Source organism: Xanthomonas arboricola, assembly GCF_002940665.1.
Classification (GTDB): domain Bacteria; phylum Pseudomonadota; class Gammaproteobacteria; order Xanthomonadales; family Xanthomonadaceae; genus Xanthomonas; species Xanthomonas arboricola_B.
In genome coordinates this window covers 262852-278290 of sequence record NZ_MIGY01000002.1, presented here as the reverse complement: position 1 = coordinate 278290, position 15439 = coordinate 262852, and the positions used below count along the sequence as shown (strand labels likewise).

Annotated in this window: 12 protein-coding genes and 1 other RNA gene; 1 reads left to right on the top strand and 12 read right to left on the bottom strand. The window is 65.5% G+C overall.

Features of this window, described 5'->3' with window-relative positions; all coding sequences use genetic code 11:
* Positions 1-156 precede the first annotated feature (156 nt).
* Positions 157-1521 carry an NAD-dependent succinate-semialdehyde dehydrogenase gene (locus XarjCFBP7645_RS08030; protein WP_104537067.1) on the bottom strand — a complete coding sequence of 455 codons (1365 nt, stop codon included), beginning with the start codon at positions 1519-1521 and terminating at the stop codon, positions 157-159.
* A 269-nt stretch (positions 1522-1790) separates the two neighbouring features.
* On the opposite strand from XarjCFBP7645_RS08030, the gene XarjCFBP7645_RS08025 reads away from it, so the two are divergent.
* Positions 1791-2213 (top strand): hypothetical protein, encoded by a 423-nt coding sequence (locus XarjCFBP7645_RS08025; RefSeq protein WP_104537065.1) that lies wholly within the window; start codon positions 1791-1793, stop codon positions 2211-2213.
* A 156-nt stretch (positions 2214-2369) separates the two neighbouring features.
* Here the strand turns inward: XarjCFBP7645_RS08025 and XarjCFBP7645_RS08020 are convergent, their stop codons facing one another.
* The 11 genes from XarjCFBP7645_RS08020 to XarjCFBP7645_RS07970 form a co-directional block, all read right to left on the bottom strand.
* Positions 2370-3218, bottom strand: a complete 849-nt coding sequence (locus tag XarjCFBP7645_RS08020; RefSeq protein WP_104537063.1) for an ABC transporter permease subunit — start codon at positions 3216-3218, stop codon at positions 2370-2372.
* Positions 3215-4123 (bottom strand): ABC transporter permease subunit, encoded by a 909-nt coding sequence (locus XarjCFBP7645_RS08015; RefSeq protein ID WP_104537061.1) that lies wholly within the window; start codon positions 4121-4123, stop codon positions 3215-3217. Before XarjCFBP7645_RS08015 ends, XarjCFBP7645_RS08020 begins: the two co-directional genes overlap by 4 nt.
* On the bottom strand, positions 4120-5250 hold the full coding sequence (locus XarjCFBP7645_RS08010) for an ABC transporter ATP-binding protein (protein ID WP_104537059.1): 1131 nt from the start codon (positions 5248-5250) through the stop codon (positions 4120-4122). The genes XarjCFBP7645_RS08015 and XarjCFBP7645_RS08010 overlap by 4 nt, the downstream gene beginning before the upstream one ends.
* A gap of 249 nt (positions 5251-5499) precedes the next feature.
* On the bottom strand, positions 5500-6990 hold the full coding sequence (locus XarjCFBP7645_RS08005; RefSeq protein ID WP_181126253.1) for an efflux transporter outer membrane subunit: 1491 nt from the start codon (positions 6988-6990) through the stop codon (positions 5500-5502).
* Between the two features lie 4 nt (positions 6991-6994).
* The gene (locus XarjCFBP7645_RS08000) at positions 6995-8581 is read right to left on the bottom strand and encodes an MDR family MFS transporter (protein WP_104537055.1); all 1587 of its coding nucleotides are present in this window, start codon (positions 8579-8581) and stop codon (positions 6995-6997) included.
* Positions 8578-9780: an HlyD family secretion protein gene (locus XarjCFBP7645_RS07995; protein ID WP_104537053.1), complete on the bottom strand. Its 1203-nt coding sequence runs from the start codon at positions 9778-9780 to the stop codon at positions 8578-8580. Before XarjCFBP7645_RS07995 ends, XarjCFBP7645_RS08000 begins: the two co-directional genes overlap by 4 nt.
* A 147-nt stretch (positions 9781-9927) precedes the next feature.
* Positions 9928-10000, bottom strand: a non-coding RNA gene (locus XarjCFBP7645_RS07990) — sX9 sRNA.
* A 116-nt stretch (positions 10001-10116) separates the two neighbouring features.
* A complete protein-coding gene (locus XarjCFBP7645_RS07985) occupies positions 10117-11232 on the bottom strand; it encodes a polyamine ABC transporter substrate-binding protein (RefSeq protein ID WP_104537051.1) in 1116 nt (371 codons plus the stop codon).
* A 213-nt stretch (positions 11233-11445) separates the two neighbouring features.
* Positions 11446-12822 (bottom strand): aspartate aminotransferase family protein, encoded by a 1377-nt coding sequence (locus XarjCFBP7645_RS07980; protein WP_104537860.1) that lies wholly within the window; start codon positions 12820-12822, stop codon positions 11446-11448.
* A 201-nt stretch (positions 12823-13023) separates the two neighbouring features.
* The gene (locus tag XarjCFBP7645_RS07975; protein WP_104537049.1) at positions 13024-14409 is read right to left on the bottom strand and encodes a glutamine synthetase family protein; all 1386 of its coding nucleotides are present in this window, start codon (positions 14407-14409) and stop codon (positions 13024-13026) included.
* Positions 14410-14415: 6 nt separating this feature from the next.
* Complete coding sequence (locus XarjCFBP7645_RS07970) at positions 14416-15171, bottom strand: gamma-glutamyl-gamma-aminobutyrate hydrolase family protein (protein WP_104537047.1); 756 nt, start codon at positions 15169-15171, stop codon at positions 14416-14418.
* Positions 15172-15439 lie beyond the last annotated feature (268 nt).

Below are 15439 nucleotides of genomic sequence, written 5' to 3'. Positions count from 1 at the left end.
TGGGAGTGGGGATTGGGGATTGGTTGGAGCAGGCGAGTGACTTCTGCTCGTTTACTGCACGTACCCTCATCCGCCCTTCGGGCACCTTCTCCCAGGGGGAGAAGGAAGGCTGCCTGCTTTTACGAATCCCCAATCCCGAATCACCAATCCCAGCACTCAAGCCACATAAATCGTCTTGATATTCATGAACTCGTGGATGCCGTGCTCGGCCAGCTCGCGGCCGAAGCCCGAGCGCTTGATGCCGCCGAACGGTAGCCGCACGTCGCTCTTGACCACCGAATTGACGAAGGCCGCCCCGCACTGCAATTGCTGCGCCACGCGTTCGCCGCGCTTGGCATCGGAGGTCCACACGCTGCCGCCCAGGCCGAAGCTGGTGTCGTTGGCTATGCGTACTGCTTCTGCTTCATCCCGCACGCGAATCACCGACGCAACCGGGCCGAAGAACTCTTCCTCGTAAGCCGGCATGCCTGGGGCGACACGATCGAGAATGGTGGCCGGGTAGCCTGCATGCGAACCGGGCACCGGTTCGCCGCCCAACAGCACCTTGGCGCCCTTTTCCACGCTGTGTTGCACCTGCTTGTGCAACTCGTCGCGCAGATCCGCGCGGGCCATGGGCGCCAGCGTGGTGCCCTCCTGCTGCGGGTCGCCGAGCACGCGCTGGGAGGCGGCGGCCACGAAGCGTTCGATGAATTGATCGGCAATGGCGTCCACCACGATGAAGCGCTTGGCGGCGATGCAGGTCTGCCCGCTGTTATCGAAACGCGACTGCACGGCAGAGGCGACGGTGTGCTCCAGATCGGCGTCTTCCAGCACCACGAACGCGTCGCTGCCGCCGAGTTCCATCACGCACTTCTTCAGCTGATCGCCCGCATTTGCAGCCAGCGAACGTCCGGCGCGTTCGCTGCCGGTCAGCGTCACCGCGGCGATGCGCTCGTCACGCAACACATCTGCGGCCTGGTCGTTGTCGATATGCAGCACGTCGAACACGCCGGGTGGAATACCTGCGGCGTCCAGCACGTCCTTCATCGCATCGGCGCAGCGCGGCACGTTGCTGGCGTGTTTGAGCAGCGCCACATTGCCGGCCATCAGACCCGGGGCGAGGAAACGAAATGCCTGCCACAGCGGAAAATTCCACGGCATCACCGCAAACACGCAGCCCAGTGGCTCGTAGCGCACATAGCTGGACTGCGCTTCGGTTGGTATATCGCGCGGTGCCAGATACTCGGCTGCATGTTCGGCGTAATAGGCGCAGCCCTGCGCGCACTTGTCCACCTCGGCCAGCGCCTCGTGGCGCAGCTTGCCCATTTCGGCAGTCATGATGCGCTGCAGGTCGTCGCGCCGCCGGGTCAGCTCTTCGCCGACCCTGCGCAGCAATGCGCCGCGCTCGGCCAGCGGCAGCGCCGCCCATTGCGGAAATGCCTTGGCGGAAGCAGCCAGACGCGCCTCGATGGCGGCGGCGTCCAGGGTGTGCTGGGTATGTTCGACCTGGCCATTGGCCGGGTTGACGGTGTCGTAGGACATGACGGTCTCCTGTTACAGGCCCGCCATGCTAGTCGTCGGCAAGTTGCAGCCGCGTCACAACCGCAGCAAATCGCTGCAACGCTGTGTTTACCCACGCCGCGACGCAATGCCGCACCTCCATCGCACGGCTCGTGGATCACTTGCGGCTGGGATAACGCTTCCAGCCACGCTGATGAAGCAGCCCTGCCCTGTCCCGACCGTCCCACCGCACAAAAATGCTCTAGCATTCGGCACTTGGCAGCTTCATCCATTCACGGAAGACCACCACGATGCGCCGGGATCTGATTGTTCTAGTTGTACTTGGCATCGGCGCCTGCCTGCCGGGATGCGCCGTCCTGCAGGACATGCTGCACGGCCCGCGCCCCGGCCCGAACGGATTTGTCACCGTGAGCTGCACCAACACGCTGCCCAATCCCAGCCAACCCTGCAAGGAAGAGGCACTGCGTGCCTGCTCGGATACTGCCATCCGCCAATTTGTCACCGCGCACTCGTCGCCGAACATGGTCACGATCTATCCGAGCAAGCAGAAATCCAAGGACGACGGCGACAAGAACGGCAAGAACAGGGACAAGGATCGCGCCGACGAACAACCCAGAGTCGAGCAACAGGGCTACGACATCAGCGCCGAGTATCAGTGCTACCTGACCAAGCCGCAGCCCTGGGACAGCGGGTACACGCCTCCGGCCAGGTAACAACGGCCGAGCCAACTGCCGTGCCCGGCGTCCGCTAGCCGCCGCAGGCATCTGCAAGCGGCTTGCAGCGGTCGTAAATGTCGGCTGCGTGGGCGTTCGCAGCCGTCTGGCCGCCGCTTGTTGCGATGCATTCGCCACCCCCATGTTGGTGCCTGCTCAGGAAGCAGCTTGCAGCGCCAGTTGCGCATCGCGCTGACGGCGTCTTTCGCCGCGCGCCAGCAGCCACCAGCCGATCACCGCGGCGATCGACACCGCCAGCACCATCAGCGTGGCAAGCGCGTTGATCTTGGGGCTGATGCCCAGCCGCACCGAGGCAAACACCTTGATCGGCAAGGTGGTCGAACTGGGCCCGGCCAGAAAGCTGGCGATCACCACGTCGTCCAGCGACAGCGTGAAGGCCAGCAGCCAGCCCGATGCCAATGCGGGGGCGATGATCGGCAAGGTGATCAGCAAGAACACCTTCAGCGGTGTCGCGCCCAGATCCATCGCCGCCTCTTCCAGCGAGCGATCCAGTTCCTGCAGGCGCGAGGAAATCACCACCGTCACGAACGAGACGGTGAAGGTGACATGCGCCGCCCAGATCGCTACCGCGCCGCGCGGTGCGATCCCGAGTACACCGCCCATCGAGACCAGCAACAACAGGATCGACAGGCCGATGATCACTTCCGGCATCACCAGCGGCGCGGTGATCAACGCGCCGAACAGGGTCTTGCCGGGGAAACGCCGCATGCGCACCATCGCCAGCGCCGCCATCGTCCCCAGCACCGTCGATGCACAGGCGGTCCAGAACGCGACTTGCAGACTGACCCAGGCCGCCTCCAGCAACTGGCGATCGCGCAGCAATTCGCCATACCAGTGCGTGGAAAAGCCGCCCCACACCATCGCCAGCCGCGAGGCGTTGAACGAGTAGACCATCAGCAACAGGATCGGCAGATACAGAAAGCCGAAGCCCAGCGCGAGGACACTGCCACCCAGCACGCGACCACCGCGCGAGGCGCGCATCATGTCAGCCGCCCTTCTAGCTCGCACTGTTGATAACGGTGGAAGAGCACGATCGGCGCCAGCAACAGCAGCAACATCACCGTGGCCACCGCAGCGGCCACCGGCCAATCGCGATTGTTGAAGAACTCGCCCCACAGCACGCGGCCGATCATCAAGGTGTCCGGCCCGCCCAGCATTTCCGGAATCACGAATTCGCCCACCGCCGGAATCATCACCAGCATGCAGCCGGCCACGATGCCGTTGCGCGACAGCGGCAAGGTGATGCGCACGAACGCCTGCCACGGCCGCGCGCCTAGGTCGTAGGCGGCTTCGAGCAGGCGCGCATCGTGCTTGACCAGATTGGCGTACAACGGCAGCACCATGAACGGCAGATAGCAGTGCACGATGCCGATGTAGGCGGCGAGCGGTGTGTACAGCAACTGCAAGGGCTGGCGGATCACCCCCAGCGCCAGCAGCGCCTGATTGAGCAAGCCGTTGCCGTCGAGGATGCCGATCCAGGCATAGACGCGGATCAGGAACGAGGTCCACGACGGCAGCACCACCAGCATCATCGCCACATTGCGCGTGGTCAGCGGCAGACGCGCGATCACATAGGCCATCGGGTAGCCGATCAACAGCGCAAACACGGTCGACAGCGCCGCGATCCTGATCGAACTCGCATACGCCGCTACGTATTGGCTGTCGCGCAGCATGACCAGATAATTGCCCAGGTGCAGCTTGAGGCTCACCGCCCCATCGGCGGCAACGGCGAACAGCGGCGTGTACGGCGGCATCGCGGTGGCGCGCTCGGCGAAGGAGATCTTCAGCACGATCAGGAACGGGATGGCGAAGAACACCAGCAGCCACAGAGACGGGGCGGCGATCACGCCCCAGCGCGCGCCCGGCAATGCGCGGATCCGGCGCCTCATGCGGTAAGCACCACGCCATCGTGCTCGCCCCAACTCAGCCATACGCCATCGCCCCAGCTCAGCGCTTCGCTGGCCCAGCGCTGACGATTGGCGAAATTGGCCATCAGCTTGAAACCGCCGGGCAGGCGCACGTGGTAGACCGAGTGGCTGCCGAAATAGGCGATGTCCTCGATCACGCCCTGCGCCTTGTTGCAGGCCTGGGCCGGCTCGTCCTTGCCGATGACGAGCTTTTCCGGGCGCAGCGCGAATGTCACCGCCTGCCCTTCGAAACCGGTGATGCCGTGGCCGATCCGGATGCTGGCGTCGAAGGCGGACGCCTTCAGGCCAACGTAATCCGGCTTGTCCTCGACGATGACTGCGTCGATCAGATTGACCGAGCCGATGAATTCGGCGGCGAACCGGTTGGCCGGTTGCTCGTAGATTTCGTCTGGCGTGCCGACCTGCTGGATCCAACCCTGGTCCATCAACGCGATGCGGGTAGCCATGCTCATGGCCTCTTCCTGATCATGGGTGACCATGACGCAGGTGACGCCGGATGTCTCGATGATGTTGACCAGTTCCAGCTGCATCTGCGCGCGCAGCTTCTTGTCCAGCGCGCCCATCGGTTCGTCCAGCAGCAGCAGCTTGGGCCGCTTGGCCAGCGAGCGCGCCAACGCCACGCGTTGCTGCTGCCCGCCGGACAATTGATGCGGCTTGCGCCGGGCCAGGCTGCCAAGCTGCACCAGCTCCAGCATCTGGCCCACGCGCGCTGCGATCGCCGCCTTGGACAAGGCTTCCTGCCTCAGTCCAAAGGCGATGTTCTGCTCCACGCTCATATGCGGAAACAACGCATACGACTGGAACATCATGTTGATCGGGCGTTCGTACGGCGGCAACGTGTCGATCGGCTGGCCATCGAGCACGATGCGGCCCTTGGTCGGCCGCTCGAAACCGGCCAGGCAGCGCAGCAAGGTGGACTTGCCGCTGCCCGAACCGCCCAGCAGCGCGAAAATCTCGCCCTTGCGGATCTGCAGGCTGACCTCGTCGACCGCGACAACGCCATCGAATTCCTTGCGGACCTCGCTGATGCTCAAGTAGGCGTTGTCGCCACAAGAAAGCGGCGCCGGCGCGGCCTCGGTAACTGCCATGAACCCTCTCGATGGCCAAGCATGGCCCAGCAACGACTGTGCACCTCCAGACGCTGGCACCGCCAGTGCTCGATACGAGATCCAGCACCCGTCCCTTTCAGTTCAAGCGCATCGTCTGCAGCAAACCGGCGACGACCTGCCACATCGGGTGACTACCGGTCGGCACAGGCCCCGCAGCAGCGCAGCGTCTGCAGCAGGAAGACACCCTACCGCGACCGGGGCACAGACGCCCGCCGCGACGGGTACCGATCAGCGTGCCTGCCGCACCGGCGCGCTCCATCCCAGACCCAGGCTCTTCTGCAGCGCAACGTAATTCACCAGCAACTGCACCTGCGCCTGCGCGGCGGCGTCCTGCGCGGACAGTTGCTGGCGTTGCACGTCGAGCAGATCGATCGACGAGGTGGCTCCGGCATCGCGCCGCTGTTGCATCAGCCCGGCCGAACGCGTGGCCGAGGCTTCGGCCTGGCGTGCCACCACCAGCTGCTTGCGCGCCGAGCCGAAGCGCGCCAATGCCGAATTGGCATCCTGCAACGCAGCCAGCACCGCCCCCTCGTACGCCGCCTCGCGGCCGGCGTTGCCGGCCCGTGCCTGCTCCACCTGCGCCTTGGTGCGGCCGAAGTCGAAGATCGACCAGCGCAGCATCGGCACCGCCAGTGTGGTCAAGGCGTCGGAATTGAAATCGCTGGGCGAGCCGGCGACCCAGCTCAGGCCGCCCAACAGGCTCACCTGCGGGAAATACCCGTTCAATGCCTCGCCGATCTGCGCGCTGGAGGCAGCCAGCTCGCGCTCGGCCTTGCGCACATCGGGGCGGCGACGGATCAAGGCGCCGGCATCGTCCACACGTACCTGCGCGGGCAGCATCGGCAACGGCCGCGGCGCGCTCAACTGCGCATCCAGCGCACCAGGCTCGCGCCCCACCATCAGCGCAAGCTGGTCCAGCGCTTCCTGCGACTGCATTTCCAGCGGCAGGCGCTGCGCCTGTTGCTGCTGCACTTGCGTGGCGATCTGTTCGACCTGCAGGTCCGAGGCCGCACCACGTTCGCGGCGCTGCTGGGTCAGGCGCAAGGTCTGCCCGATCTTGTCCAGATTTGCATCGGCAATTGCCAGCCGCGCCTGCAAGCCGCGGTAGTTGAGGTACACCTGCCCCACTTCGGCCGCCAGCTGCACCTGCGCATCGGCCAGCTCGGCTTCCGAGGCCTGCGCCTGTGCCAGGGCGCCTTCGGCGGCGCGACGGCGGCGGCCGAAGACATCCAGCTCCCAGCTGGCATCGAAACCGGCGCTGTAGATCTGGGTCTTTTCCAGATCCAGCGCCTCGCTGCCCTGTGCCGGTGGCTGCCCATTCTGACTGTTCTGCAAGCCGCCCAGCGTATCGACGATGGTCTGCGGCGGCTCGGCATACGCATACATCGCACTGGCGTTGAGCTTGGGCAGGCGCTCGGCACGGCGCTGGCTGGCCAGTGCGCGATTGGCGCGCAACCGCGCCTGCGCCGCACGCAGGTTGGGACTGTCGGCCAGGGCCTGGGTGACCAGCCGGGTGAGGGTCGGATCCTGCAGTTCCTCCCACCAATGATTCAATGGCGCGGCGGCGACCACGTCGGCGCCAGCTGCGCGATGCAGCGCCGGCGCCTGCACCGCCGCGTCGGCCACTGTCGGGGGCTTGGTGTAGTTCGGGCCGAGCATGCAGCCGCCGAGCAGGACCACGCTCAGTGTCGCGGCCAGGGGCATGCGGATCGGGCGCATGGAATCAGTGCATTGCAAGGTGCGCCCCCTTGGGTAACGGCTTGAGCAAAAAGGCCAGCGGAATCGTGCAGACCACGATCACGCCGAAAATCCAGAACAGATCGCTATAGGTCATCACCAGCGCCTGCTGCTGCACCAGGCGCGCCAGCTGCGCGACCGAGCGAATGGCCGCCTCGCCGCCGGCGCTGCCCTGCATCTGCATGGTCAGGCCGGACAGAAAATCCTGCGCGCGCGAGGAATTTGCGGTGATCGCGCTGCCGATGGTTTCGGTATGGAAGGTCATGCGGCGCTCCTGAAAGGTGGAGATCAGCGCAAGCCCGACCGAGCCGCCAAGGTTGCGGCCGGCGTTGAACAGGCCTGACGCATCGCCGGCCAATTCGGGCGGTACCGAGGAAATGGCCGCCTGGTTCAACGACATCATCGCCAGCGCCAGGCCGCAGCCCTGCAACAACTGGCCGGCGACGAAATGCGTGCCGACCGTGTCGGCGGTCAGCGACAGATTGACGAAGCACGCCGCGGCAAAACAGATCAGCCCGGCAATCACCAGGATGCGCACGTCCACCACGTCCAGCAGCTTGGGCATCATCGGCATCAGCAGCACGGTCGGCAGCCCGGACAGCAGCAGCACATAGCCGGCCTGCTCGGTGTTGTAGCCGGAGATCACCGCCAGGAACTGCGGGATCATGTACATGACGCCGAACAGGATCATGCCCACCGCCATGATCATGACGAACACCGCGCCGAAGCTGCGATGCAGCAGCAGCGACAGCCGGATCACCGGCGCGCGGCGGCGAAATTGCGAAATCACCAATGCAATGAACCCGCTCAGCGCGATCACGCTCAGCGTGTTGATCTCGCTGGATTCGAACCAGCGCTCGCGCTGGCCTTCTTCCAGCACCACGGTGAGTCCGCCCAGACCGGCGGTCAGACCGTAGATGCCCAGCCAGTCGGCATTGAGCAGGCCGGCCCAATCGCCTTTTTCATGCTTGAGGCCAAGCAGCAGCAAGGCCACCAGGCCCACGCAGATCGGCACGTTGATGAAGAACGCGTAGTGCCAGCTGACGTTTTCGGTGAGCCAGCCGCCGAGCAGCGGGCCGATCACCGGGCCCATGATCACGGTCATGCCGAACAGTGCGGTGCCCATGGTCTGCTGACTGGGCGGCAGGCGCGTGGCGACGATGGTCAGCGCGGTCGGAATCAGCGCGCCACCCGCCAAACCCTGCCCAACGCGGCCGATGATCATCATCGTCAACGAGGTGGACAGTCCGCACACCACCGAAAAGGCGGTGAACATCACTGCGCAGATCAGCAGGAAATTGCGCAGGCCCAGCGTGCGCACGAACCAGCCGGTCAGCGGGATCATGATGATCTCGGCAACCAGATACGCGGTGGAGATCCAGGTGCCTTCCGTGCCGCTGGCGCCGACCTCGCCCTGGATCGTGGGCAGCGCCGCATTGACGATGGAGATGTCCAGCGTCGCCATGAACGAACCGATGGTGCCGGCCAGCACCGCCAGCCATGCGCCCGGCTCGGCCTTCTCGCGCTGCGCGCTGCCGCCGGCACGCTGGCCGGTGGCTGCCGTTGCATTCATCGCGCGCGCTCCTGCGCCTGCACGCGATCGGATTCCTCCTCGGCCCGTTGCTTGGCGTCCTTGGCCGAGCGCGTGTCCACGGTGACCTCAACCGACATGCCCGGCACCAGCACCTTGCGCGCCTCGTCGCCGGCCAGCACGCGGATGCGCACCGGCACGCGCTGCACCACCTTGGTGAAGTTGCCGGTGGCATTTTCCGGCGGCAACAGTGCGAACTGCGAGCCGGTACCGGGCGACAGGCTCTCGACCTTGCCGTGCAGCTTGACGCCCGACAAGGCATCGACCTCGATCTCGGCCGGCTGGCCGGGACGCATCAGGCCGACCTGGGTTTCCTTGAAATTGGCGATCAGGTAAAGCGATTCCTGCGGCACGATGGTCATGGTGCGGGTACCCGCACCGAGGAACTGACCGACCTGCACCGTCTTGTCGCCGACGCGACCGTGGATGCGGCTGGTCAACAGGGTGTCTTCCACCGCCACGCGGGCCTGGTCGGCATCGGCGGTGGCCTGCTTTAGGCCGGCCTGGGCCTGTTCCAGCTGCGCGTTGCTGGCCAGGATCTGGCTCTGCGCACCCTTAGCCTGCGCCTGCGCGGCCTCGTGCTGGGCACGTGCGCGTTGCAGTTCGTGCTGCAGACTTTCCTGATGCTCGTGCGTGTCGGCGCCAGAGGCGGCCAACGGGGCGAAGCGCTTCACTTCGGCCTGAGCGAACCTCAGGCTTGCCGCCGCCGAGGTCACCTGGCTGCGCGCCTGCACCAGCGCCGACTCCTGCCCGGACACATTGGCGGTGGCCGCGGCGATATCGGCCTGGCGCGCGGCGATCGCGGCTTCGGCCTGCTGCAGGGTCGCCTGATAGGTGCGCCCATCGATCTGCAGCAGCGGTTGGCCGGCTTCCACGATCTGGTTGTCGCCCACCATCACCTTGGTCACGTAGCCGCTGACCCGCGGCGCCACGGCCACCGAATCGGCCTGCAGGTAGGCATTGTTGGTGTCCTGCATGTAGCGGCCCTTGATCAGGTAGTAGGCCAGCCAGATCACCAGCAGCACCAGCACCAGCACCCCGATCACGATCAGCGTCCATTTGACCTTGGGATTCTTCAACGGCGAGGGCTTGGGCGGCTCCTGCTCGTCGTGCGCGCCGGTGGCTTGCGCATCCGTGCCCGAAGGCTGGCCGTCGTTGGACTGCTGGTCGTGGTTGCTCAAGGTGAGGCGTCCTGTGTCGTGGGCGAGGCGCGCGCGACGACGTGCCGCATCAGCGGCCCGGCGAAGGCGGCACAACCATACAATTATTTGAACCGTCCGGTACAGATTGCGTGACGACCGCAGTCAGCGTGCGCTATGACGAAGAGCGGCTGACAACACCTAGCGAGCAGTCGTCAGGGGTGCAGACGGCGCGCTCAGAACCGGAGTACGAGTGGGACATGCCGATCCGGGCACCGGCCGCGCGCGCCTGGCGGCTGCGCAGTGGTCTTGTTAGGCGCTCTTATGAGCGGGCGCCTGGCAGGCGCCCGTACAGGGCTGCAGGAACAACTGCGGCCGTCAGCGACCGGTCTTGATCTCGGTCCACAGCCGCGTATACAGGCGATCCACCTCCGGCGGATTGATCGCATAGGTGAACATCTTGGCGGTCACCTGCGGCGGCGGGTAGATGGTGGGGTCGTTGCGGATCGCCGCGTCCACCAGCGGCGTGGCGGTGCGCACCGGGTTGGCGTAGTGGATGAAGTTGCTGTTGGCCGCGGCGACATCCGGCTTCAAGAGATAGTTGATGAAGGCATAGGCGTTGTGGGGATGTCTGGCGTCCTTGGGAATGGCCAGTATGTCGAACCACTGCGGCGCGCCCTCCTTCGGAATCGCATACGCCACCTTAATGCCGTTGCCGGCTTCCACCGCACGGTCGCGCGCCTGGATGACGTCGCCCGACCAGCCCACCGCCAGGCAGGTGTTGCCGTTGGCCAGCGAGGTCACGTACTGGCTGGAATGAAAGTTCTGCACATACGGGCGGATCGTCTTGATCAGCGCGGCGGCCTTCTCGATCTCGGCCGGCACGCTGCTGTGCGGATCCAGGCCCAGATAATTGAGCGCAATGGGAATCAGATCCGAGGGCGTATCCAGCATGGTCACGCCGCAGTCCTGCAATTTGGACAGGTTTTCCGGCTTGAACACCAGATCCCAGCTGTCGGCGACCTCGGTGCTGCCGAAGATGGCCTTGAGCTTGTCCACGTTGTAGCCGATGCCGGTGGTGCCGATCATGTATGGCACGCCATAAACGTTGCCCGGATCCTGCGCGGCGATGCGCCGCATGATGTCCGGGTCCAGATTGGCCAGATTGGGGATCTTGCTCTTGTCCAGCGGCAGGAACACGCCGGCCTGGATCTGGCGACCGAAGAAGTTGAGCGTGGGCACCACCACGTCGTAATCGCTGCCGCCGGCGAGCAGCTTGGTTTCCACCATCTCGTCGCTGTCGAAGACGTCGTAGGTGACCTGGATGCCGGTGCGTTTTTCGAATGCGGGAATGGTGTCTTCGGCGATGTAGTCCGAATAGTTGTAGACATTGAGCACCTTTGCCTGCGCGTCGGCACTGCCGGGTGCATTGCTGCCACCGCAGGCGGCCAGCAACGTGGTGGACAGCGTCAGGGCAAGCAGTCGCAGCGTCATGCGGGTCTCCAGAGCAGCGCGATCAGGGCGTCCGGTGTGTGGCCGGCCGAAGGTCCAGCCTACCCATGGTGTTTGTGTTTGCACAGCGCGGCGTGGCGGACGCCATCCATATACGCACGGCAGGCGCGCGCGGCCGCTGTCGGAGTCGCGCATGCCAGCCGCCTTTAAACATGCGCGTGCGATCGGAAGCCGCTTGAGGTGCACTGGCAGGGTTTACGCCGCACCGATGCCCAGCGCCTGCGCGGTATCGTCCAGCGCCGCCCAGGCCTTGTCGAACAGCTCGTCGACCTGTTCGCAGGTGATGATCAACGGCGGCGACAGCAGCATCGCATCGTAAGTGGCACGCAGGATCAGCCCGCGCCGCAACGCGAAATCGCGACACATCGCGCCGACCCGACCGCGTTCGGGGAAATAGACCCCGCGCCGGCGCTTGTCCGGCACCAGTTCCAGTGCCCCGACCAGGCCGGCGATACGCGCCTCCCCGACCAGCCGGTGCTCGCCCAGCTCGGCCCAGCGTTGCGCCAGATACGGTGCGATCCGGGTGCGCGCGGTTTCCACGATGCCTTCGTCCTGCAGCAGGCGCAGATTCTCCAGCGCCACCGCCGCACAGACCGGATGCCCCGCATAGGTGCCGCCATGCGCCAGCTCCCCGCCCTGCGCCTTGAGCACCCCGGCCACGCGATCGTTGAACATCGCCGCCGCCAACGGGATGTAGCCGGAGGTGATGCCCTTGGCCAGCGTCATCACGTCGGGCTGGAAGCCGAAATAATCCGCACCGAACCAGGCTCCGGTACGCCCGAACCCGCAGATCACCTCGTCGGCCACCAGCAGCACGTCGTAGCGCCGGCAGATGCGTTCGATTTCCGGCCAGTAGCTGTGCGGCGGGATGTACACCCCGATCGCGCCCATGATCGGTTCACCGATAAACGCCGCCACGTGTTGCGGCCCGAGCTGCAGAATCCTGTCCTCGAGCCGACGCGCCGCCAGCAGCCCGTACTCCTCGGGGTCCATCTCCCCGCCATCGCCAAAGTGATACGGCGGTGCGATATGGTCAATATCCGGAATCGGCAAGCCACCCTGCCGGTGCATGCCTTGCATGCCACCCAGGCTGGCACCGGCCATGGTGGTGCCGTGATAGCCATCGTGGCGGCCGATGAAGATGCGTTTCTGCGGCTGCCCCTGCACCGCCCAGAAATGCCGTACCAGCCGCAGGATGGTGTCGTTGGCCTCCGACCCGGAGTTGGCGAAGAAGGCATGGTTCAGATCGCCCGGCGTCAGCTCCGCCAGCTTGGCGGCCAGATGGATGGTGGGTTCGGTGGTGCACTGGAAGAAGCTGTTGTAGTAGGCCAGCTGTTCCATCTGCCGCGCCGCGGCCTGCGCCAGCTCGGTGCGCCCGTAGCCGACATTCACGCACCACAACCCGCCGAAGGCATCCAGCAGTTTGTTGCCCTGCGCGTCCCAGACATACACGCCCTGCCCGCGGGTCAGGATGCGCGTGCCCTTGCCGGCCAATGCAGCGTTGTCGCTGAACGGATGCAGGTGATGGGCGGCATCGAGTTGCTGCAAGGACTTCAACACAGTGGGGTGCACGGCTTGCTCCGGAAGGTGGCTCACGCCAGTGGCGCGAGCGCAGTGGCGCTGCAAAAAGCAGCTGGCGCGAAACGCATCGGACGCCTGCAATGCACTCGGGTCTCGACCATTACCGCACAACGCACCCTCATCCGCCCTTCGGGCACTTTCTCCCGAGGGAAGAAGGGAACGGCGCGGCGAGCGGCGCGGAGCGCACGCGTCTCACACATTCAACAACAGGAACTCCCGCTCCCACGAGCTGATCACCCGGAAGAACGTCTCGTATTCCTTGCGCTTGACCGAAATGTAGGCGCGCACGAAGCGCCGCCCCAGCATTTCCTGCAAGGCCTCGCAGCCCTCCAGTCCGTCCAGCGCCTCGCCCAGCGAGCGTGGCAGACCGTAGCCCTGCTGCTTGCCGTTGCTGCTGATCGGCGCGGTCGGTTCGAGCCTCTCGCGGATGCCGAGCAAGCCGCAGGCCAGGGTCGCCGCCATCGCCAGATATGGATTGGCATCGGAGCCCGCAAAGCGGCTTTCCACCCGCATGTTCTGCGGTACATCGATCGGCACACGCAGCCCGCAGGTGCGATTGTCGAAGCCCCATAGCACATTGCTCGGCGACACCTCGCCGAACATCAGCCGCCGGTAGGAATTGACGTTGGGCGCCAGCAATCCCATCGCCATCGGGATGTATTTCTGCAGGCCACCGAGATACTGCGCGAAGGTATCGCTGAAGCCGCCTTCGCGTTTGCCGCTGAACACGTTCTTGCCGGTGCCTGCATGCAGCAGGCTTTGATGGATATGCATCGCACTGCCCGGCTCGGTCTCCATCGGTTTGGCCAGAAACGTCGCATACACGCCGTGCCGCAACGCGGCCTCGCGCATGGTGCGCTTGAACAGGAACACCTGATCGGCGCGCGAAAGCGCGTCGGCGTGGGTGAAGTTGACCTCCAGCTGCGCGGCGCCGGATTCATGGATCAGCGTATCCACGTCCAATTCCATCGCATCGCAGTAGTCGTACATCAGGTCCAGGATCGGGTCGAACTCGTTGACCGCATCGATCGAATACGATTGCCGCGCAGTCTCCGGGCGACCCGAGCGCCCGGCCGGCGGCAGCAACGGAAAGTCCGGATCGGTGTTCTTCTGCACCAGGAAGAACTCCAGCTCCGGCGCCACGACCGGTTGCAGCCTGGCCTCGGCATACGCGTCCAGCACCCGCCGCAGCACATTGCGCGGGGCAAGCTCATGCGGTTGCCCGTCCTTGGTGTAGCAATCGTGGATGACCTGCGCGGTGGGGTCGGCCGCCCACGGCACCATGCGCACGGTGGACGCATCCGGGCGCAGATGCATGTCCGAATCCGATGGCGAGGTCAGCTCGTCGTAATCGTCCGGGACATCGCCGGTGACGGTGGTGGCGAAGATGCCTTCCGGCAGGCGGGTGCCATAGTCGTGCGAGAACTTGTCCGCCGGGATGATCTTGCCCCGTGCGTTGCCGGTGATGTCCGGCACCAGGCATTCGACCTCGGTGATGTGGCGCTCCTTGAGCCAGCGGCGCAGCGCGCTCTCGGGCTGTTTGGGCCTGGAGATGCGCGAACGTGTGCGGATGGACATGCAACCTCACTGACCGCGTCGGGCGGCATACTGGCGACAGGCCTCGCCGAAGGCCTGAAAGATGGCACGGTAAAACGGATGCTGCGTGACACGCCACTCAGGATGCCACTGCACCGCGAGCAGAAAGCCCGGCCCGGAGCCGCGAAAGGCTTCGATCAGGCCATCCGGCGCGGTGGCTTCGATCGCCAAGCCGTCGGCCAAGCGCGCAATGCCCTGCCCGTGCAGCGAGTTCACCGCGACCTGCGCGCTGCCGCTCATGCTTGCCAGCAGGCCGCCGGCATGCAGCTGCACCGGATGCGCCGGGCCGTACTGCGTGTCCAGCGGCGCGGCACGGTCTTCGCGGTGATCAAGCAGACCGGGCACGTCATGCACGCGTTGGTGCAGGCGCCCGCCCAGCGCCACGTTGACCTCCTGCAGCCCGCGGCAGATCGCCAGCACCGGCAGGCCACGCGCAAGTGCCTGCGGAATCAGCCCCAGGCTGGTGGCATCGCGCGCCGGGTCGTGCGGATTGCCCTCCCAGCTCGGCTCGTCGCTGTAGTGATGCGGCTCGACATTGCTCACCGCACCGGTCAGCAACAGGCCATCCAGGCGATCCAGCCAGGCGCGCGCATCCAGCGTGGGTTGCAGGCTCGGCAACAGCACCGGCATTGCGCCGGCCGCGTCCACCACCGCGCGGATGTACTTCTCGCCGGTGGCCAGAAACGGATGCGGCCCTTGCTGGATGCGATCGGTCGGCAACCCGACCAGTGGAACGACAGCCATGCGGATCTCCCGGTTGAACGCTGCTGCATCACGCGCGCGCTCGCCATCAGGCCAAGCGTGGGCAGTGTGCGCGCCACCTATCGGCGCGCTGCTGGCGTCTTGCGCGTCACCTGCATCCCTCCGACCGCGACGACGCGTCAGCGTGTGTTCGCCATGGGTCGATGGGGTGCGTCGAGGATGCCTGCGAACTTACCGTGCGGCCACCAGCATTGCCAGGGGCGACAGGCGCACGCCGCGAAAGATCACCTGTGCTTTGCTAGTCTGAGCG

Coding starts and splice junctions, on each gene's coding strand:
- XarjCFBP7645_RS07985 (WP_104537051.1), bottom strand. CDS start 11,232: ATGACGCTGCGACTGCTTGCCCTGACGCTGTCCACCACGTTGCTGGCC.
- XarjCFBP7645_RS07970 (WP_104537047.1), bottom strand. CDS start 15,171: ATGGCTGTCGTTCCACTGGTCGGGTTGCCGACCGATCGCATCCAGCAA.
- XarjCFBP7645_RS08005 (WP_181126253.1), bottom strand. CDS start 6,990: ATGCGCCCGATCCGCATGCCCCTGGCCGCGACACTGAGCGTGGTCCTG.
- XarjCFBP7645_RS08000 (WP_104537055.1), bottom strand. CDS start 8,581: ATGAATGCAACGGCAGCCACCGGCCAGCGTGCCGGCGGCAGCGCGCAG.
- XarjCFBP7645_RS08010 (WP_104537059.1), bottom strand. CDS start 5,250: ATGGCAGTTACCGAGGCCGCGCCGGCGCCGCTTTCTTGTGGCGACAAC.
- XarjCFBP7645_RS08030 (WP_104537067.1), bottom strand. CDS start 1,521: ATGTCCTACGACACCGTCAACCCGGCCAATGGCCAGGTCGAACATACC.
- XarjCFBP7645_RS08020 (WP_104537063.1), bottom strand. CDS start 3,218: ATGATGCGCGCCTCGCGCGGTGGTCGCGTGCTGGGTGGCAGTGTCCTC.
- XarjCFBP7645_RS08025 (WP_104537065.1), top strand. CDS start 1,791: ATGCGCCGGGATCTGATTGTTCTAGTTGTACTTGGCATCGGCGCCTGC.
- XarjCFBP7645_RS08015 (WP_104537061.1), bottom strand. CDS start 4,123: ATGAGGCGCCGGATCCGCGCATTGCCGGGCGCGCGCTGGGGCGTGATC.
- XarjCFBP7645_RS07975 (WP_104537049.1), bottom strand. CDS start 14,409: ATGTCCATCCGCACACGTTCGCGCATCTCCAGGCCCAAACAGCCCGAG.